Origin of the sequence: uncultured Gemella sp. (assembly GCF_963525165.1) — a bacterium.
Lineage (GTDB): Bacteria > Bacillota > Bacilli > Staphylococcales > Gemellaceae > Gemella.
Window position 1 is genome coordinate 1 of sequence record NZ_CAURJN010000032.1, and the last position, 21,349, is coordinate 21,349.

The 21,349-nt window shown below is 31.0% G+C and carries 18 protein-coding genes; all 18 read right to left on the bottom strand.

Annotation, left to right across the window (positions count from 1 at the left end; genetic code table 11):
* Nucleotides 1-182 precede the first annotated feature (182 nt).
* The gene (rpsO, locus tag RWQ74_RS06875; protein ID WP_314086061.1) at nucleotides 183-455 is read right to left on the bottom strand and encodes a 30S ribosomal protein S15; all 273 of its coding nucleotides are present in this window, start codon (nucleotides 453-455) and stop codon (nucleotides 183-185) included.
* A gap of 156 nt (nucleotides 456-611) precedes the next feature.
* Entirely contained in the window at nucleotides 612-1,529 is a 918-nt protein-coding gene (locus tag RWQ74_RS06880; protein WP_314397537.1) for a bifunctional riboflavin kinase/FAD synthetase, read from the bottom strand.
* A 10-nt stretch (nucleotides 1,530-1,539) separates the two neighbouring features.
* On the bottom strand, nucleotides 1,540-2,463 hold the full coding sequence (truB, locus tag RWQ74_RS06885; RefSeq protein WP_314397538.1) for a tRNA pseudouridine(55) synthase TruB: 924 nt from the start codon (nucleotides 2,461-2,463) through the stop codon (nucleotides 1,540-1,542).
* Nucleotides 2,463-2,912 (bottom strand): Fur family transcriptional regulator, encoded by a 450-nt coding sequence (locus RWQ74_RS06890; RefSeq protein ID WP_314397539.1) that lies wholly within the window; start codon nucleotides 2,910-2,912, stop codon nucleotides 2,463-2,465. The genes truB and RWQ74_RS06890 overlap by 1 nt, the downstream gene beginning before the upstream one ends.
* A 19-nt stretch (nucleotides 2,913-2,931) precedes the next feature.
* Nucleotides 2,932-3,807 (bottom strand): deoxyribonuclease IV, encoded by an 876-nt coding sequence (locus tag RWQ74_RS06895; RefSeq protein ID WP_314397540.1) that lies wholly within the window; start codon nucleotides 3,805-3,807, stop codon nucleotides 2,932-2,934.
* Nucleotides 3,807-5,138: a DEAD/DEAH box helicase gene (locus tag RWQ74_RS06900; RefSeq protein WP_314397541.1), complete on the bottom strand. Its 1,332-nt coding sequence runs from the start codon at nucleotides 5,136-5,138 to the stop codon at nucleotides 3,807-3,809. The genes RWQ74_RS06895 and RWQ74_RS06900 overlap by 1 nt, the downstream gene beginning before the upstream one ends.
* A 483-nt stretch (nucleotides 5,139-5,621) precedes the next feature.
* Entirely contained in the window at nucleotides 5,622-11,339 is a 5,718-nt protein-coding gene (locus RWQ74_RS06905; protein ID WP_314397543.1) for a ZmpA/ZmpB/ZmpC family metallo-endopeptidase, read from the bottom strand.
* A gap of 477 nt (nucleotides 11,340-11,816) precedes the next feature.
* Nucleotides 11,817-12,455 (bottom strand): deoxyribose-phosphate aldolase, encoded by a 639-nt coding sequence (deoC, locus tag RWQ74_RS06910; RefSeq protein ID WP_314397544.1) that lies wholly within the window; start codon nucleotides 12,453-12,455, stop codon nucleotides 11,817-11,819.
* A 9-nt stretch (nucleotides 12,456-12,464) separates the two neighbouring features.
* Nucleotides 12,465-13,769, bottom strand: coding sequence for a thymidine phosphorylase (locus tag RWQ74_RS06915; protein WP_314397545.1), 1,305 nt, complete (start codon nucleotides 13,767-13,769; stop codon nucleotides 12,465-12,467).
* Between the two features lie 56 nt (nucleotides 13,770-13,825).
* The gene (locus RWQ74_RS06920) at nucleotides 13,826-14,374 is read right to left on the bottom strand and encodes a hypothetical protein (RefSeq protein ID WP_314397546.1); all 549 of its coding nucleotides are present in this window, start codon (nucleotides 14,372-14,374) and stop codon (nucleotides 13,826-13,828) included.
* Nucleotides 14,375-14,391: 17 nt separating this feature from the next.
* Nucleotides 14,392-14,691, bottom strand: coding sequence for a hypothetical protein (locus RWQ74_RS06925; protein WP_314397547.1), 300 nt, complete (start codon nucleotides 14,689-14,691; stop codon nucleotides 14,392-14,394).
* The gene (locus RWQ74_RS06930; protein WP_314397548.1) at nucleotides 14,691-15,170 is read right to left on the bottom strand and encodes a crotonobetainyl-CoA--carnitine CoA-transferase; all 480 of its coding nucleotides are present in this window, start codon (nucleotides 15,168-15,170) and stop codon (nucleotides 14,691-14,693) included. The genes RWQ74_RS06925 and RWQ74_RS06930 overlap by 1 nt, the downstream gene beginning before the upstream one ends.
* A 23-nt stretch (nucleotides 15,171-15,193) precedes the next feature.
* Nucleotides 15,194-16,183, bottom strand: a complete 990-nt coding sequence (gene floA, locus RWQ74_RS06935; RefSeq protein WP_314397549.1) for a flotillin-like protein FloA — start codon at nucleotides 16,181-16,183, stop codon at nucleotides 15,194-15,196.
* A 21-nt stretch (nucleotides 16,184-16,204) separates the two neighbouring features.
* A complete protein-coding gene (locus tag RWQ74_RS06940; RefSeq protein ID WP_314397550.1) occupies nucleotides 16,205-16,828 on the bottom strand; it encodes an NfeD family protein in 624 nt (207 codons plus the stop codon).
* A 6-nt stretch (nucleotides 16,829-16,834) separates the two neighbouring features.
* On the bottom strand, nucleotides 16,835-17,554 hold the full coding sequence (locus tag RWQ74_RS06945) for an MBL fold metallo-hydrolase (RefSeq protein ID WP_314397551.1): 720 nt from the start codon (nucleotides 17,552-17,554) through the stop codon (nucleotides 16,835-16,837).
* Nucleotides 17,555-18,117: 563 nt separating this feature from the next.
* Nucleotides 18,118-18,393, bottom strand: coding sequence for a hypothetical protein (locus RWQ74_RS08715; protein WP_399540748.1), 276 nt, complete (start codon nucleotides 18,391-18,393; stop codon nucleotides 18,118-18,120).
* A gap of 106 nt (nucleotides 18,394-18,499) precedes the next feature.
* Nucleotides 18,500-18,709: a hypothetical protein gene (locus tag RWQ74_RS06950; protein ID WP_314397552.1), complete on the bottom strand. Its 210-nt coding sequence runs from the start codon at nucleotides 18,707-18,709 to the stop codon at nucleotides 18,500-18,502.
* Nucleotides 18,710-19,040: 331 nt separating this feature from the next.
* Nucleotides 19,041-21,349: LPXTG cell wall anchor domain-containing protein (locus RWQ74_RS06955; protein ID WP_314397553.1), on the bottom strand; the 2,309-nt coding region annotated here is incomplete at its 5' end.

Here is a 21,349-nt window from a genome sequence, read left to right on the forward strand (position 1 = left end):
GAGCTTGAACTACTCTTATTTTATCAAGAAAGGATGATTTTTCAATTGTTTAACTCTTGACTCGCACCCGCATAGCAGGTGGTTTTTTATTTCGGAGACTTCGCCTCCTCAACTGACTAAAGTCAGTAGAAAAATGGAAAGCCGAACACTATCGAACGGCTTTCCTATAAGGTTTTTAAAAATTATCTTCTTAATCCTAGAGATTTAATTAATTCACGGTATCTTTGGATATCTTTCTTAATTAAGTAATCTAGTAAGTGACGACGACGGAAAACTTTTTTAAGTAATCCACGACGACCTGCGTGATCTTTTTTGTGAGTGTTTAAGTGCTCAGTTAAAGCATCGATTTCTGCAGTTAATACTGCGATTTGTACTTCTGGAGAACCAGTATCTGATTCGTGAGTACGGTATTGAGCGATAATTTCTTGTTTTCTTTCTTGACTAATTGCTGCCATTGCAATTTCCTCCATATAATTTTATTTTTGCGACCTTAATCCTAGTGAAGAACCTGGAGGGTTTCTATACCACGAATAAGGAACATTAGTTATTGTACAACATTTTTTAATATAATTCAAGAGATAACATTTAAAATCAGTACAATAATCAAGATTTTAGTAATCTTTTTCTTCGCAAGTTTTTTTATCTAGCTTTAGTTGTTCTTTTAAGTGATCAAAACTTTCGAATTTTTGTTCTTTTCGTAAAAATTCATAGAAGTAAATTTCAATTTTTTCTCCATATATATCTTCGTCAAAATCTAAAATATGTGTTTCTATAAATTTTTTATTTTTTTCATCTGAAACCGTTGGATTATAACCAATATTTGTAACAGATTTATAAATCTTATTATTAACTTTAATCTTAGTTATATAGACACCATTCATCTCAGGTAAAAGATATTTATCGTCCAATTCAAGATTAGCAGTCGGGAAATTAATTGTTCTTCCCAGTTGCCTACCTTTCACTACTAAACCAGAAATAGAATAAAATCTTCCTGTATATTCTTTATATTTTAAAAATTCACCGTTTCTAACGAATTCTTTTAATACAGTCGTAGATATTTTTTCCTCATCTATTTTTTGTTTTTCTTGAATCATTACTTCTATACCACTATCTTTTATCAAATCTGGTGTTCCTAATCCTTTGAAACCAAATCTATAATCAAATCCACAAAAAACCTTGTCTACATTTAATTTTTTCAAGATATTATTTATAAATTCTTCAGCCGATAGATTTTGTAAATGTTCATTAAATTCTAAATAGTAAACTTCTTCAACACCTAATTCTTTTAAAAGCTCATTTTTTTTATTTATCGGTGTAAGAGATTCCTCGCTAGTTTTACCAAAATATTCTTTTGGACTTTTATCTAAAGTTATTACTACCGATATAAATTCTTCTCCTGCTTCTTTCACAGCATCCCCAATTATTTTCTGATGCGCTTTATGAATACCATCAAAAAAGCCCAATGCTGCAACTCTCTTTTTATTTTCTTCCTTAATCTCACTTATATCTGAAATATTAAATATTTCCATCTTCATCTACCTACTCTATTATTTTTGGAAATGTTGTTTTTACAGATAATAACTCATCATCTTTATCTTTTAGATGATAAATTGCAATTGCCTCATTCTCATATGTAAAAACTATTCCATTTGTAAAATCATAATCCGGGAATTGATTTTTTCTAAACCTTAATCCGTTCATTACTTGTTGCGCTCTATACTTTGGTATTTCTACAAATTGATACTCTTCTAGAGCATATTCTTTTCTTAAAAGACTTTGTTCTAAATTTCCTTCTTGAACTTTTTGTTCAACTTCAGATAGTTTTAAACAATTTTCTAAAGTTATTTCACCGCTTCTAGTTCTTGTTAATTTACTCATCGTACTAGGCAAATTAAGCTTTTCTCCAATACTAGTTGCAATTGTTCTAACATATGTTCCTTTACCGCAATCTATATCTATTGAAAAATAAAACTTATCATCTTTATAGTATTCACTATTCTCAATAAAAGTAATATCATATATATTTACTTTTCTCGTTGGAATTTCTACATCAAATTGACCTCTTCTAGCGTACTCATAAAGTTTCTTACCATTAACTTTAATTGCAGAATAAATAGGTGGGGTTTGTTCTATTTCTCCAATCATAGAAGATAAAATCTCCTTTATCTCATTAACGTTAATATCACTTACTTTACATTCTTCTATTACTTCACCAGTAAAATCTTCAGTAGTAGTCTTAAGTCCTAGGCAAACTTCTGCTCTATAGCTTTTCCCTAAATCCATAGCATAATCACTTACTTTTGTAGCTCCACCAAGTAATAGTAATAATACTCCATCCACTTCAGGATCTAATGTACCCGAATGCCCAATTTTTTTCATTTGAAGAATTTTCCTAGATTTAAACACAACATCGTGACTTGTAATTCCACGTTCCTTGTAAATTGGTAAAATACCTTCAAACATTATTTCTTATCCTCTTTTTTCAAACAATCAGGACACAAACCATAAACTTCAAATTTATGACCATCAATTTGATAACCTTTCAATTCTTCTATTTCTAAATTATCACATACATGGACATGAATTATTTTTGCCTTACCACACCCTAAACATATATGATGATGATGGTGATGATCAGGTTCTAAACAACCTATTTTAAAATATTTTTCACCTTTAATTTCTGTTGTTTCTAAAATTCCTAATTCTTCATATGTACTTAGATTTCTATATATTGTATCAAAACTCAATCCAGGATACATCTTTCCAACTGTCTCAGATACATACTTTGCATTGATATATCTATCTTCTTTAACTAATAGTTCTACCATAGCTTTTCGTTTATCTGTATATTTATATCCTTTTTCTTTTAAAAGCTTCATTATTTTATCAACTTTTTCTTCTGATGTAATCATAAGTAACCTCCTGTACTTTTTATTTTTTAAAGTCCACAAATGCCTTATTTCTTAACATTGCTATTTCATCTTTATAAGGTGCAATATCTTTCTTCTCACCATACCAAGGCGTCTCTAAAATTTTAGGAATATTAGCAAATTCCTCTAGGTGTATAATTCTATTTATTGCATCAAATCCAATTCCACCATATCCAATATTTTCATGGCGATCTTTATGCGCACCTAATGTATTTTTACTGTCATTGATATGTAAAACTTGAATTCTATCTAATCCTACTATCTTATCAAACTCAGTAAGTACCCCATCTAAATCATTAACTATATCATATCCGCCTTCAAAAACGTGACAAGTATCAAAAGTTACTGTTAGTTTCTCATTTAATGTAACTCCATCAATAATTTGAGCAATTTCATCAAATGTTCTACCACATTCACTACCTTTTCCAGCCATAACTTCCAGAGCGATATTAGGTTTCATATCTTTTGTTAAAACTTCATTTAATCCCTTAACAATACTTGCTATACCTACATCAGCTCCCGCCTTAACGTGTGACCCTGGGTGTAGAACAATATTTTTAGCACCAATTTTTTCAGTTCTTTCTATCTCTAATCTCAAGAAGTCAACAGCAAGTTGATAAATTTCTGGTTTTATAGTATTTGCTAAGTTAATAATATAAGGTGCATGCACTACAATATCACTTATATTTTTTTCTTTCATTAGCTTATGAGCTTCTTCTATACGCAATTCCTCAATTGGTTTTCTTTTTGTATTTTGAGGAGCTCCTGTATAGATCATAAAAGTATCGCTATCATAACTAGCTGCTTCTTTTACAGAACCAAGCATCATCTCTTTTCCTGACATTGATACATGTGATCCAATTTTTAAGTTCTTCATTATTTACCTCTATTTGCTCTATTGCTGCGTTTAGCAAATTTTCTTCTTTCTTTTTGTTTAAGTTTATCCATTTTATATTTATATTTTTTCTTATATCCTGGTTTAACTTTCTTAGATACTTTAACTTTTGATTTTAATTTCTCAGTTAAGTTGTGATCGGCTACGACTTTCTTCCTACTTTGACGTTTATTTCTGTCTTTAGCTCCAACAAACTCACCATTTCTAATATCTTGGTGATTAAATTCAATACCACGTTTTTCTAAATCTTGTAGTTTTTCTTCATCTTTGTTGTTATAAATTGTAATACAGTCTCCACTTAATCCAGCACGACCAGTACGACCCGCTCTGTGAATAAAGAAATCTAAATCATTCGGAATATTGAAGTTAATTACATGACTCACTCCTTCAATGTCAATTCCACGACTCATTAAATCACTAGCTACAACATAAGTGAAGTCTAGATTATTAATTCTTCTTTGCATTTGCTTACGTTCACGTGGTGTTAAATCTCCGTGAAGTACACCTACATTTAATCCTTTAGAAATAAGGTAACTACTTACCTCTTCTACCTCAGTTTTCTTATTAGCAAAAATAAGCGCTAAGTATGGGTTAATAACTGTAGTAATTTCATGTAATTTTTCTAAACGAGATGAACTTTTCTCTGGAATTAAAATATATTCGATTTTTCCAAATTTCGCATTATCTACTTCGATATACTGTGCATTCTTTAAATATTTTTTCAAGAAATGATTCATTTGTGTTGGAATAGTTGCTGAGAATACTAAAAATTGACAGTTTTCCGCTGCTCTTTTAGATATTTTATCAACATCTTCCATGAATCCTAAATCGATCATCATATCACATTCATCGATTACAAGACTCTCAACTTCTTTAATAGCTAAAGCACTTGCTCTATCTAATTCTAATACACGTGTAGGTGTTCCGATAATAATATGTGGAGCATTTGATACTCTTTCAATATCTCTATTTAAATCTTGCCCACCAATACATAATGTAATCTTAATATCTTCTTCACTAAAACTAGCAATATGTACTGCCATATCATATAATTGTCTTGATAGTTCCCTAGTTGGAGCTAAAATAATACTTTGTGTTTTTTTCTTAGTTACATCTAATTTACTAAAAATTGGTAGTAGGAAAGAATGACTTTTCCCGCTTCCTGTTTGTGATTTTGCTACTATATTCTTCCCTTTTAGTACTGGTGAGAATACTCTCTCTTGAATTTTTGTTGGATTATCAAATCCTAAATCTATTACTGCCTTATTTACAAATTCATTAAATTTATATTGTTCAAATGACTTTGGTAACATTTAAAATCTCCTCTATAATTTTTTATATTATTATTCTACAGACTCTTTCTATATAGTCCACAATCTCCTGCGTGTGCATATCTAAAACAATAATGCTTGCTACACACCATAATAAACCATCTTTTATTATACTATAAATAGGTAGAATTATCTATAAAAAACACCGTTCACCTACTTATTATTAGTTTTCAAGGTAACTTTCTCTTTAATTACTTACTAAAATTTACTTTTAAAATTCATCTATTACTCGTTCTCTTTAACTTTTATTAAAAATTAATAATAAAACAATAAAAAAAGAAATGACTCTACAAAATCGATTTTGTAGAGTCACCTCACGCAATAATTTATTAGATATTCAAAGAACTTTTATAAAACGAATTAAGATATAAATATCCCTAATGTCTATAGATTCTCTTATGAATTCGAATTCCTTTCAATAGAGTTCTTATAAGATTAAATTAATCTATGAATAAGCTCATTTCCTTATTTAAAAATATTTTCCGTAAATCCATCTGTAACTTTAAGAAGTTGTTTAAACACCTTAGTTTTAAGTGAAACTGTATTTCCATAATATTCTTTACCAGTCTTAGTCATTTGGTCTAAATCTTTTTGAACTGCATCATTAAACACTTGTTGTAATTGATCATAAGAGGTCACATGTACATTATCAATATCTATCTCAGCAAAGCCATGTTTTGCTTTCGCTAAGACTTCTCCATACCAATGTTTTTTCCATGCTTCAAGGGTTTCAAATGTTCCTTTAGAAACTTTTTTAATAATGTACTTATCACTTAATGTTGGTAATTTTTCTTTATTAGCTGCATCTTTGTATTTATTTGAAACATAACTAGTAAATCCATCTTCATAACCATAGTACCCCCACATACGGAATGCATTATGTTTAAATGATAATGAACCAGGTGCTCCATCGCTTGAATTACCTCCATAGATACCTGCCATCATATTTACATTTACATAAGCAGAATTTGGCATCAAGTCTTCAGGTCGATAACGCCCATTTCCAACACCATGCTTAGTCGCAAAGTTATTGTCTACCAAATCATTAATAGAAGTTAATTGTTTAGTTTTTTCTTCATCTCTCAAATCTCGTACTTTATCCCATTGATTTGGTTCTGTCAATTTATTATATTCATCTTTATAACGGTATTCTTTATCTATTTTTCTAAACCATTTACTATTATCAGTTAGTCGTTTACTAATAACTGCATCAGCTTCTAATTGATCTAGCATCATCATAGCTTCATTGTAACGTTTCATATAGTCATCTATTTCTTGTCTGTTTTTTAATTTATTAGGATCATAATTATACCATTGATCTCCATTGTTTGGTCGAACATATGCCATATTTAACCCTAGAGCTCCGTATTCTCCATTTGTCGTAGAACTGTCAGGTGTTTGTAGCATACCTTGTGCATACGCCTCAAGATCTGTACCTTCACGATGCCAATTTCCTCCATAATACACCAAGCGGTCATTTACATGGGTTGTTTCATGAGTAAATGCCGAAATACCAAATTGACTAATCATATCTGTCACCATAAAAAACACTGCATCATCATTGTTTGGAGATCCATAGATTCTAGCCATAGCACCCATGTTTCCATTTGTATTGTGATAACGCCATGTTGGTCCATATAACTCACGTACAGGAGCTACTACATCTCTACCATTATTCGCAAATCCATAACGGTTAGAACCACCATTATAATTTTGGTTATCCCAAACTGCAGTTGGTACCATATTATCACTCTTCAATAATCTATTTCGAACTGATGACAATGCTAAACGAGACCAGAAGTCTAAGTATCGTTGTTGTGCATTTGCAACTTCATCAATTTTTGCTTTAAATTTATTTCGTTCTTCTTCTGTATATTTTCCATATTTTTCAAAAGAACTGTACGCTAAAGTATTATATGTTGAAATCAAGAATATATGAGCATTTTTTAAATTCAATAACGGTAAAATCATACGCCCGTGTATACCGTTGTTTAAACCATCATAAACTCTATGTTTTTTGTTTACAAAGTCTTGAGTTGTGGTAGTAGGTTCAGATATATAAACATTATTTTCTGTTGCATGTTTAAACCAATCATTTAAATTTGTATCCGCTGTGAATAATTTCATATTATAATTTAAAAATTCATGTAAATTACCTTTTCCAGTACCACCAGCTATAACTTCACGATAGGCGTCATTTGTACGATCACCTTTTATATAACTTTCTTTAGAACCAATTTTGATAAGTCTATCAAGTACATCAACATTTTTTCCATAGAAATCAGGTTTGAAAGTCATCATATCTTTTATATTCACACCATTATATTTAATTCCGTAATATCTATTTAGATATGTTAATCCAAGCATAATATTAGTTTTATTTAATTCTACTTTTTTAATTAATGCTCGTTTTGCAGATTCATCATCATTTAATTGATGTTCTTCATTTTCTACAAGTTTTTTAACAAACTTATCAATATTATCCCTGACTTCCTTAAAGCTTTCTTCTAAGAATAAATCACGAATATATCCATTTTGACGCGCTTCACTATTAGCTGTAGGATCATTTCTAGTATCTCTCTTTTCAAGTATATTACGAACAGCTTGAGACTGTAACTCAACAGATAGCAATAATTCTTTCACTTTAGCTTCTAAAGTATCTCTATTTTTAATAACTATATTCGGCGTATATACTATATCTCCTAAGTTTTCTATACTATATTCTTTCACTTGAGCTACTTGAGAATCTTTTACCGAAATATTAAACAATTCTTTTGTTCCATCAGCATAATGAATCATGATTTTATTAGCATTTTCTGAATCTGTTACAAATTCTGTATCCTTCATAGCTGTTACCGATAAAACTCTCTTAGTTACAAGATTAGAATTTTCATCTAATTTATTACCTTGGTTTACAATCCAATCTTTATTATAAAATGGTTGTAGTTTTTCTATATTACGATATGCCTGATCACGCTTATCTTGGTAATCTTGAATATTTTTATATTCATTTTCATAAGAAACCTTGTTGTTAAGCTTATCTACAATTGGTTGTGTACTAATTAATTTATCAGCAGTGATCATCATAGCTTGAATTTTCGCATCTGCTTCATCTTTAGTAATATCTTTGATTCTATGAGAATTTCTATGAGTTTTTCCACCTTTACTAATACCTGTTACAGTGAAATTCTTATTAACAACCCAATCAGTAACATATTCATTGTCCATGTCATTTGATCCAAAGAACACGTCACCTTTCTTAACATCCATCATTGTAACGGTATTTTCAATGACAGCCCAAGGCCAGTTTTTACCTATAAGCCCACCATTTTCTCCGCTATTAGGAACATCAATAATACCTTTTGCTACGGAATTTCTTATATATCCCCATCTACCTATACCATCAGAATTTAAGCCATGACTTATGTTACCTGCTATTCCTCCTGTTCGTGATCTATCACCCGTAATTTCAGCATCAACATAGGCTTTTTCAATATTACCACGCCAAACATCGCCTGCTATTCCGGCAAGGTTCCAACCTTTATTACCAGTAGCATGTACTTTACCAATGTATGCAATATTAGTCATTTTCCCTTCATCTAGCTTATTAACAATACCAGCTACTTCATTTGCTCCAGTGACACTACCCGTTACTTTAATATTTTCAATAGTGCCCCCTTTTACTATCTGAGCAAGTGTAGCAACGTTATTTTCCCCTGGTAGATTAATATTCACATTCTCTAAGTTTATATTTTTAATAGTTGCATTTTCTAAGTTACTAAATAAAGGATGCACTAAATTATGAATAGAATAATGTTTATCATCAACACTTGTTAATGTTCCTGTAAATTTCTGAGTAACATAAGATTTCCCTAGTGGTTTTATACTAACCGCGCTTAAATCAGCCCCAAGTTTGAATGTTCCTGCAGGAGTTTTTTGCATGGCTTCTATTAAATCTTTAAAATCATAGTACACATCACCAATATGTGGTTTTGGTTTCGCAATATAATAAGAATAAGTATCTTCTATTTTATTTTCACTCGTTCTTCGCACTAAATCTTGAGCTTTTGCACTAACTTTATAAAACCAATCTTCTCCAACTTTTACTTCTTCTATTTTATCAATAGCAAGCTTGGTTGTTTTATTATCACGAGAAGTCACTTTCAAATAATATTCTTTTATATTTTCTGGAATAGCGTTTAATAAACTACTATCAGATTCCTCACCTTGTTCGTTAACATGTATCAAACTTGTTTCTTTGATATTTTTAACTTCAACTTTTTTTAAATCAAGCCTTAGTGGTCTCTCTTCTAATACTGAAGTCTCATCTACTTTTCCTCGATTATAAACCATAGTTGTTCTAACAATATAGTCTTTATACAATTTTAGATTATCTGCAATATCTTTTAATTTAGATGTAGTTAAATCTAATTGTTTAACTACATTTTCACCATCACGGACTTCTGCAACAATTGATTTAATCTCTACTGAATCCTCATTTTCTAAGGTATATGTCAAGTCAGCAGAACGATTAAGAGTATGTTCTTCAATCTTAGATAATGTTAATACAGGTATTTTTTTCTCTTTTGGAATTTCTTTTACTGGATTCTCTGGCTGAACCAACGATTCGCCTTTCTCACTTACTATCCCTTCCGGATTCTCCGGTTGAACTAGCGCCTCGCCTTTTTCACTTACTACCCCTTCTGGATTCTCTGGCTGTACCAATGATTCGCCTTTCTCGCTTACTACTCCTTTCGGATTCTCCGGTTGCACTAACGATTCACCTTTCTCGCTTACTACTCCTTTCGGATTCTCCGGCTGTACTAAGGATTCGCCTTTCTCACTTACTACCCCTTCTGGATTCTCTGGTTGTACTAACGATTCGCCTTTCTCACTTACTACCCCTTTTGGATTCTCTGGTTGCACTAACGATTCGCCTTTCTCACTTACTACTCCCTTTGGATTCTCTGGTTGTACTAACGATTCACCTTTCTTGCTTACTACCCCTTCTGGATTCTCTGGCTGTACTAATGATTCGCCTTTCTCACTTACCACTCCTTTCGGATTCTCCAGCTGTACTAGCGATTCACCTTTCTCACTTACCACTCCTTTTGGTTTTTCTGGCTGTACTAATGATTTACCTTTTGCTACTTCTAAAGTACCGACAGCAATAACTTTATTGACAACATTCTTGGTAACAGAAGATTTAATGATTTTACTAATTTCTTTCCCATCAACTGTAGTTACTTCGCTAAATACCACTTTCTCCCCATTAACACCTTCATTAGTAACTTTAGTAACCCCTTTAGGTAATGTATTATCATATCTTATAATCGTTTCATAAGGGATAACTTCAACAGTTGATCTTAGTTCTGGTTTATTTACAGATACATTGAGTACTCCTTCTTCAGGTGTTATTTTATATTCAATCTTTGGTTTTGAAAGTTCTGTACCTTGTTTGTGGGATTCAATTTTAGGTACCTCAATTCCCTCAACTTTTTCTTTTTTAATTAGTGATTTATCCTGCTTAATTAACGATTCTTTCGTTTCACTTGGAAGAATTTTTTCTGTAACTCGAGAATGTTCTTCTAAATCGTCTTGCGTGAAAAATCCTATATATCTATATCCTACTATTTGAATTACACCTTTAGCAAGTTCAGAAGAATTGCTTATAGTTGCTTTTGTATTATATTGAACTAGGTCTTTGTTTTCTAAAGCAAAAGAATGATAAGGTACTATAGCGCTCTGTCCTAAACTACCAATCAAAACAACACTAAGTACTTTATTTCTATGTTTTTTTGATATTAGAAATACCACTAGAACTGCTGTTCCTAGACCTAAGCCAGCTAATGGGAGTGAACTTTCTCCAGTATTAGGTAATGATTTCGCCTTTGGTACAACATCATTAGACAGTTGATCTACTTTTTTGTAAATCATATAATATGTTTCGCCGTTTTTCACATCGCTTGGTACAGTATTTTTAATTAAACTTTTTTCCGATTCTGTAAGTTCATTTTCAGTTAGATATGTATAATTAACATTTATACCATTATCACTCGCATGAATATCAGTTGGAGCATAACTACCGAAGAAAAGAGCTCCAATGACAACAGGTGCTGCACCAAATGATAATTTTCTTATTGAAAACTTTAAAATTTTATTATTTTTATTTTGTGCTCGCATAAAACATTTGCTCCTAAATACATATTATTACAATTTTATTCTATCAAAATAATATTTCTATTACAATTTAATAAACACCCCAAAGTAAGGCTACAAATAATAATTTTTCTTATTTACAGACAGTAAAAATGATGTTCTATTTTTCCTGTTAATATATAAATACAATACTATCACTTTTAGAAAACACAAAGATATACATGTACTAAATAATTAACACCAAATAAAAAAGGAGTGTTCCCCTAATAATATGATTAAAAAAATCATTACTAGTAAATCGCTCCTTATTATATTTATTAGATATCAAATAAACTTTTATAAATTATACTCTGAGACTGATTTAAATTGTTTGTTTATGTTAATCTGAGCTTTTTTATCTTCTTAACAGTTTAAATTAATTCTTTTTATCTTATCTATAGAAATTTCTTAATTACAATAAGTAAAATAACATTTTTATATTTAGACCCTTACTAAATTATATTATTTTACAATCTCTATTCCTGAACTTGTTCCTAATCTTTCTGCTCCAAGATCAACATATTTTTGTGCAGTTTCTTTATCTCTAACTCCACCACTTGCTTTAACTTTTGCATTGTCACCTACAACAGATTTCATCAATTTTACATCTTCATAAGTTGCTCCATCAGTTCCAAATCCTGTTGAAGTTTTAACAAAATCAGCTTTAGCTGCTAGTGATAACTCACAAGCTTTAACCTTTTCTTCATCAGTTAAATAACAAGTTTCAATAATAACTTTCAAAACATTGTCACCAATTGCCTCTTTTATTTGACGTATTTCATTTTCAACAAATTCAAATTCTCCATCTTTTAATTTAGCAATATTGATAACCATATCTATTTCGCTTGCTCCATTTTCGACAGCTTCTTTTGCTTCAAAAACCTTTGCTGCAGTAGTCATTGCACCTAACGGGAAACCTACAACAGCCGCAACCTTCACATCAGTTCCTTGTAAAAGATGCTTGGCATCTGAAACGTAACAACCATTAACACAAACACTATAAAATTCATGTTCAATTGCTTCTGCGCAAAGTTTTTTTATATCAGAGCTACTAGCAGTAGCTTTTAAAATCGTATGATCTATATACTTATTTAATCCCATTTTTTACCTCTATTCTATTACTTCTAATATATTTTTTGTATTTTCTGTTTTTTCTTTTCCAATAACGTAGGCATCTAATACCATATTTTTACTAGATTGAACATTTTTTTCATCATTATAGTAGATTATTGCAATAATATCACCTTCTTCTACCTTATCTCCAACTTTTTTCTTAAGCTTAATTCCCACAGCATGATCAACCTCATCTTCTTTAGTAGCACGCCCAGCTCCAATTACCATCGCTGCTTTACCAATTTCTTCTGCTTTAATTTTTGTAACAAAACCTTCTTCTTCTGAGAATACCTCTAATACCGATTTAGGTGCCGGTAGTAATTCATAATTATTTACTACTTCACCATCACCACCACTTAATTCAATAAACTGTCTTAATAATTCTAAAGCACGTCCATTAGTAATGACTTCGTCTATTTTTTTAGCTGCTTCTTCAAATGTCTTAACTTCACCTTTGTGTTTTAATGCTAGATAAACAATTTCGTAAACAACTTCTTTTAGGTCACTAGACCAGTTTCCTTTTAAAGCCTCTATTCCTTCAATAATTTCATTAGCGTTACCAATATTATATCCTAATGGTTCTTCCATATTAGTTAGAACGGCTATCGTTTTTCTACCTACACTATTTCCAATTTCAACCATTCTACAAGACAGTTCTCTTGCATCTTCAATAGTTTTCATGAAAGCACCGTCACCAACTTTAACATCTAAAATAATTAAGTCAGATTGAATCGCCAGTTTCTTACTCATAATACTACTTGCAATTAATGGAATACTGTCTACTGTAGCAGTGACATCACGTAATGCATAGATTTTTTTATCTAATGGTACAATGTTATCACTATAACCCATTAATCCTACTCCAGTTTTACTAGCCACTTCCACTAACTCTTCTTTGGTTGTACTAAATTTAAAATTTCTAATAGCTTCGAATTTATCAATCGTTCCTCCAGTATGACCTAAACCTTTACCAGATAACTTTGTCGCAGCCATGCCTAAAGCTGATAAGATTGGTCCTAAAACTACCGTAACCTTATCTCCTACACCACCTGTAGAATGTTTATCAACAAGATAGTGATCTAAATCATCAAAATAAATAGTGTCTCCAGAATCTCGCATAGTTAATGTAAAATTAGTAAGTTCATCTTTTGTCATATTATTAAAATAAACAGACATTAAAAATGAACTCATTTGATAATCAGGAACAGTTCCTTTAAGATACCCATCTAGTAAAAATTCAATTTCAGCCTTTGTAAGTTCTTTATTTTTTTTCTTCTTATCTATGATATCAACAACTCTCATTGTTTCTTCTCCTTAAATTTACTAATTTAAAAGATAGAAATTAAAGTAAATTCTATCTAAAAGTCTTTACAATAAAAATTAGTCATTCTATATTTTTCATTTTCAATATAAATATTATTAGATACTTCTATTATCTGCAAATTCTTCTTATCTTTTAATATTTTATATATCTCTTCTTGACTTTTCTTGCTATATACTATTTTATCACGAATTATGTACATTTTGTAGCCTAATAATATTAATGTATAATTTTTATATTTAAATAGCATTAATGATAATGCATAATATATAATTACCAAAATTATTATTTTATATAAAAAATGTATTTTATTATTAATAATCAAAAAGTTAACTATTATCATGAGTACTAAATAATATTGATCGATACCATTTTGTTTGGATATTTCTTTTTTTCCACACACGAATATATTTGTAGGTTTACTATTAACTTGAAGCATTAATACAGATATTGATACAATTATAAGTACTATTGTTAAAAGTAAAGCTTCCGTATCCTCTTTTACAAATGTGTATATAAGCAAAACAAAATAAAGAGGCATAAATGAATAAATACAATAACTAATATAGTTAAATGGCTTTTTCATATTACACCTCCTATTTATTATCTTTTACTTTTTGGTTTTGACAATACTTCTGAAAAAATTATATCGTTAAGAATTCTTTCTTTATCAAAAGTTAAAGTGTTTGAAACTATTTCTTTTTCTCTATCAACTATAACTCTAGGCTTTCTTTCTAAAGGTTCTTCCTTAATTCTAGGATTATTGCTACTTACCTTGTTAGTAGAAATTTTCACCTTTTTTTTCTTTTTAGGGATTTCTTCATTTTTTACTTTAGCTTGTTTAAGCTTATCAAAAACTAATGAGAGAATAAACATTACAAAAATGAATATTAATGAGTTCATTATCGTCCCCTCCTAGTATTTCTATTAAGATACTCGTTAGCTAATATCCCACGAACAAGATTCTCTTTAGAAAATTCTAGTTTTTTTGTATCCTCTTGTTTAATTGATGTTTGCTGAAAGTTTCTTTGTATATCAAATCTATTTTTTCCTCTATTATAATTTTCATTATAATACTGTTGGTATTTATTTACAGTAGAACTATCAACCTGTTGTTCATATATATCTTCCTTATAAACTTGTTGATTCTCTAATGCCTCTTCTTTGATTTCAGAATCATTTAAGCCATTTCTTACTGCCTCTTTGATTCTTTTCATTTCTTCCACTACTTTTAACGCCTGCTCTCGAGCATTGTCTAATTCCATCTGTTTTGAATTATCTAAATTTTTTCTGTATCTTTTACTGTCAGAAGCGAAGACAACTGCGAAAATAGCAAAAATTATGATAAATATTATTGGCGCTGCGAAAATTAAAAACGACATTTCACACCCTCCTTTTTATCTAATTATTTACCTGCTCCTGCTTCAGGTTGCGACATACGTTTAATTGAATCTCTCATACCTGTATCAGCTTCGATATTTTTATAATTCATATAATCCATGATACCTAAATTACCTTCTTGAAAAGCTTTCGCCATAGCAAGTGGTAATTCAGCTTCAGCTTCTACAACTTTAGCACGCATTTCTTGAATTCTAGCCTTCATCTCTTGCTCAGCTGCAACTGCCATTGCTCGACGTTGTTCAGCTTTCGCTTGTGCTATATTCTTATCAGCAATAGCTTGTTCAGTTTGTAAATTAGCACCGATATTTTGACCGATGTCAACATCCAGAATATCGATCGATAAGATCTCAAATGCAGTACCTGCATCTAATCCTTTATCCAAAATTGTTTTAGAAATTCTATCCGGATTCTCTAAAACTACTGTATGTGATTCAGAAGAACCAATTGTAGAAACGATACCTTCACCTACACGGGCAATAACAGTTTCTTCTCCAGCTCCCCCTACAAGTCGCTCAATATTTGCACGAACTGTGATTCTCGCTTTCGCTTTAACCTCAATACCGTTAATCGCAACCCCAGCAATATATGGTGTTTCAATAACTTTCGGGTTAACACTCATTTGAACAGCTTGAAGAACATCACGTCCTGCTAAATCAATAGCCGCACAACGTTCGAATGTTAAACTTACTATATTAGCTCTATGAGCTGCGATAAGAGCATTAATTACTCTATCCACATTCCCTCCTGCTAAATAGTGACTTTCTAGTTGATTAATAGTAACTGCCAATCCTGCTTTGTGTGCTTTAATCATCGGATTAATTACTCTACTTGGAATAACACGTCTCAATCTCATACCAACAAGTGTGAAGATACTTACCTTTACACCTGCTGCAATCGCACTGATCCAAAGACCAAGTGGAAAGAAAGTAAAGAAGATTGATAGCACAATCAGCACTACTACCACAATTATACCTGTAAATACTAATTCTGGCATAATACTACCTCCTTATTTTATTTATATTTTCTTAACTACAATACGCATTCCTTCAACACGTATAACTTCGATTTTATTACCTTTTTCTATAAAATCCCCATCAGTAACCACGTCTAACTTCTCATTATCTAATATAGCTACTCCTGCAGGACGTAAATCTGTATATGCTATTAATTTCTTCCCTACTAACTCTACTCTACTCTCGCTAGCTACATAACCATCTTCTGTAGAAATAGAGTCATTCAAGACAAGTCTATCTAAAAACATCAGTTTTTTATGGAAAACATTTCGATTTACATAATATAGTATCACCGCAAGAATTAGAGATACTATAAGTATAAAAGCAATATAATATGTTGATTTATTCACATAAATTATTGCATATACTACGGTAATAATTCCTACAGTCCCAACTATTCCACCAGGTATAAACATTTCAAGCCCAATTAGAGCTATTCCTCCAATAAAGATTAGAAGGATAAAAATACTTAACCTTGTCGAGTAAGAATGTAAAGCAATATATGTCGCTAAACTCAGCAATGACAGTACTCCAAAAAAATTGAATTTTTTTGAAAACAACTGCTGACAAAAAGCTAGTGACATCGTAATTAAAAGAATCCAATCGAGAGACATCATTAAATTCATATAAAATCACCTCATTTTTGCATATTCTTTTTCTAGATATTCTAACAATTCTTCTCTTGAAAAGATATTTCCATGTCCAGGAACAGCATGTTCAAAATCAAGTTCTGTTATTTTATCTATATAATCGCGAAGTTTTTGTTTATTATATGCCATAGGTTTTGTATAATAATTTTTAGCGTGGCTGTCACCTAAAAATAACACTTTTTCTTCTGGAATATAAATTAAAAATGCATCATTAGAATGAGAATTATCATTATATAAACAATTTAATTTAATCTTCCCTAGATTCAAATTAAAATCCGCCATCTTCGGCATATCTGGAATTCTAATTTTTATTTCATGATTTTCATAAACTCTTCTTATAACATCTGCACTATATTTTATTTCAGTTCCATCTTTTACTCTTTGATACAAACTTTCCTTATCCCATTCTAACTGAGATAATTCAATTAAAGAATCTCTAGCTCTATCAGTCGCTATTACTGGAATATCCAAATAAGCAGCCCCAAAACTATGATCCCAGTGATGATGGGTTAATATCACATAACTTGGCATAGGAAGATCATTCTCTTTTAACTCATTCAAAAAATTCTCCACTTGAGCAGGCCCATTTCCTGAATCTAACATTACAGAAAAATATTCTCCTTTTACATAACCAAGAGCTGGTTCTAAATACATATATCGTTGTTTTGTATAATAAAATCTATCTGAAAATTTAATTAGCATCCTTATTTCTTCCTTTTGATTATAGGTATATTATAACATACATCTTTTAAATTTGAAATATAACGAACTATAATAGAAATATAAAATGTATATTTATCAGTATATCAGAGTATATTAGATGTATTTCAAAATATAACAGAAGTATTCAAGAAAATAATAGAATTTAACAGGTATTTAGATACTTTTCCCATAAATTTCCCAAAAAAAAGGGCTGTAATAATGATAAAATAAAAATATGAAATTTAGTCTAAATAAAAATATACAAAATAATATAAAAATTCTCCTATATAATTTATACTTCATAATAAAAAACCTAGAAAATCTAATCAACTTAATTTTATATATATAAAAAGAGCCAAGAAAACTTGACTCTTTGTGGATTTTAACGATTATTAATTGGCTGGTCGGTGTATCCAGCATCTCAGGTACCTTTTCAGGTGCGGCAGGAACCCTTTCTGCCCTCAATTAATATCATTTACTATCTACATTTTACTATCTATCTATTTTTTTGTCAACTTTTTTTAATCGTCCGCTAAATAAACGTGATTGCAATTTATAATCAGTTATCGTGTACATACTAGGAATGTAATAGAATTCTTCTGAACTATGTATTTTATTGCCACTAAAATATTTTCATCAAATACCTTAATATATTCTAAGCACTCCGATTTTTCATTAGGATTAATTCCTACATAATCAGGCTCTTCTAAAATATCTTCTATCTTGTCAAAATACTTTAAAGCGTCAATATGATTCCTTTTAAGTAAATGTTTCTCTAAATTATTTTTTGAATACTTTATAACATTAACATCACTTTGAATTCCTAATAATTCCTTTATCTGTTTTTTTTTACTTTCATCGTTAAATTCTCCACGTTCTTATTATATCTCATTACTACAGTGATTCCTTCAATTTGTTTAGTCGTTCATTCATTATCAAACAAACTTACTTGATTAGGATTCTCTTTTGTTTTTCCGAAGATTTACCGAATAATTTTCTCTTGAAAAATTCTAACTGTTCTTTAAGAAGGAAATTTTCATGGTCTAACAGTTCAACAGTTTTGTTAAATTTTATTTTATCTTCTTCGTATCTATTTAAAAGTTTTTCAAATTTACTTAATACTTCTTCAAGTATTACTGCTTCATTAGAAATCATATAAAATATCTCCTCTTTTGTTTGACTCTATTATACTATAAAAAGATAGTATTTTCAGTAAAAATTTCAACGGTTAGTATCTTTTATTTTGGGATAAATGGGAAATGAAAATGATATAATAAGAATGTACAGTTTTAACATTTTATTTCCTCTATTTTTTCTTTATGTTTATATTATAGAGGAATTTATGTTTGGAGGATAGATACCTTGTTATTGGACGCTTACATTCTTCCCAGACTACAGATTTAGTATACAACCAAAAATTCTAGGTAATATATAGATACTACCTAGAATTTTTTTTTATTTTTTAAAGTATGCTTACTTCAGTTTTCTATTTGTCTTTACGACGTTTAGTTGCAGCTAATAATCCACCAAACAATGCTAAACCTAATCCAGCTAAACCTGTATTAGTTTCAGTTGTTCCTGTGTTAGCTAAACGTTTAACTTGTCCTTTAGCTTCTACTGAAGATACTTTTCTGAAGATATGACGGACATTTCCATTGTTATCTGTTACTGTTCTTACGTACTCATATCCCGAGATTACTCCGTGTTCACGAGTTCCGTTTTCAGTTACTTTAATTGAATTTCCTTCTTCATCTGTCCATGTTGTAACTTTTCCTACTGTTGGAGTAGATGATATTGAAGGTGTTGCTTTTTTGAAGATATGGTGAACATTTCCATCTTTATCTACCACTGTTCTTACGAATTCATATCCTGAAACTTTTCCATTTTCTATTAATCCGTTTTCTGTTGGTTTTAATGGATTCCCTTCTTCATCTGTCCATATTGTAGTAGCATTTACTTTTTCGTAAATATGCTCTGTATCTCCGTTTGGTAGTTTCTTAGTTCCTACTAAACTATATCCTGGGATTGCTTGGCTTCCCTTAGTTCCTTTTTCTTTCGGAGTTACATTTGGAATTGGATTTCCATCTTTATCTTTATGTAATGTTTCTACTCGTCTGTAGATATGTCTTACTGTTCCATCAGGATCAGTTACTGTTTCTACATATTCATACTCTGGAATATCCAACACTGGTGATAACACAGCATATTCAAATCCTGGAATTGGATTTCCTTCTTTATCTCTGATGATTCCTTTTTCTGTAGTTACTTTTTCATAAACGTGTTCAATATTTCCATTTGGAAGTTTCTTAGTCTCTACAAATTTGTATCCTGGGATTGCTTTATTTGGTTGCTCTCCTGCTTCTGTTGGATTTCCTGGAATTACATTTCCTTCTTTATCCTTGTATGAAGTTGTTACTTTTTCGTAGACATGTTCTGTATCTCCATTTGGAAGTTTCTTAGTTTCTACAAATTTATATCCTGAGATTGCTTTATTTGGTTGCTCGCCTTCTTCTGTTGGATTTCCTGGAATTACATTTCCTTCTTTATCCTTGTATGAAGTTGTTACTTTTTCGTAGACATGTTCTGTATCTCCATTTGGAAGTTTCTTAGTTTCTACAAATTTATATCCTGAGATTGCTTTATTTGGTTGCTCGCCTTCTTCTGTTGGATTTCCTGGAATTACATTTCCTTCTTTATCTTTGTATGAAGTTGTTACTTTTTCGTAGACATGTTCCGTATCTCCATTTGGAAGTTTCTTAGTTTCTACAAATTTGTATCCTGGAATTACTTTATTTGGTTGTGTTCCATCTAATTCTGATACTACTGGAACATTATTTTTATCAACTGTTATTGGATTTCCTTTAGCATCTACAAATGTTGTAACTGGACGAACTGTTGGTGTATATGTCTTAGTTAATACTGTTCCATTCGTATCTTTTACTTGTACTGTTACTCCTGAAGCTTTTCCTACGAAGTTTGGTTCTGGTATGAATGTTATAACATTATTTGCTAATGTATAAGTACCTTCCCCTGAAACTTTCACTTCTGTAGTAGGTTTTCCATCTTTTCCAACTAATGTTGTCGTTGTTGGATCTAATGCTACATTTTCATGTCCTTTATCGAAGTTTACTGTAGTATTGTCTTGATCCTTCTTATCAAACACTATTGTTGATGTTTGTGGCTTAGCTTTTGGTCCTTCAGTTTCTGAGTTCTCACCTGTCGGTGTTACTGGTGTAACTGTTGGTGTGTATTTAGCCGTTACTGGTGTTCCGTTCTTATCTACACGTTTTACTGTTACTCCTTTTGCTGTTCCTGTGAATTGCGGTTCTGGAGTGAACGTTACTTTACCGTCTTTGTCAACTGTGTATGTTCCTTCTCCTGGTACTACTACTTTTCCTTCAGGAGTTGCACCTTCTAATGTTGGTGCCACCGTTTCATCGATTGGCACATTAGGGTTTCCTGGTTTGAATGTTGGTGTTCCCTCTTGTGTTGCTCCTTGGATTCCTGTTGTTTCTGCAGGTGTTCCTTCTGGTGTTACTGGTGTAACTGTTGGTGTGTATTTAGCCGTTACTGGTGTTCCGTTCTTATCTACACGTTTTACTGTTACTCCTTTTGCTGTTCCTGTGAATTGCGGTTCTGGAGTGAACGTTACTTTACCGTCTTTGTCAACTGTGTATGTTCCTTCTCCTGGTACTACTACTTTTCCTTCAGGAGTTGCACCTTCTAATGTTGGTGCCACCGTTTCATCGATTGGCACATTAGGGTTTCCTGGTTTGAATGTTGGTGTTCCCTCTT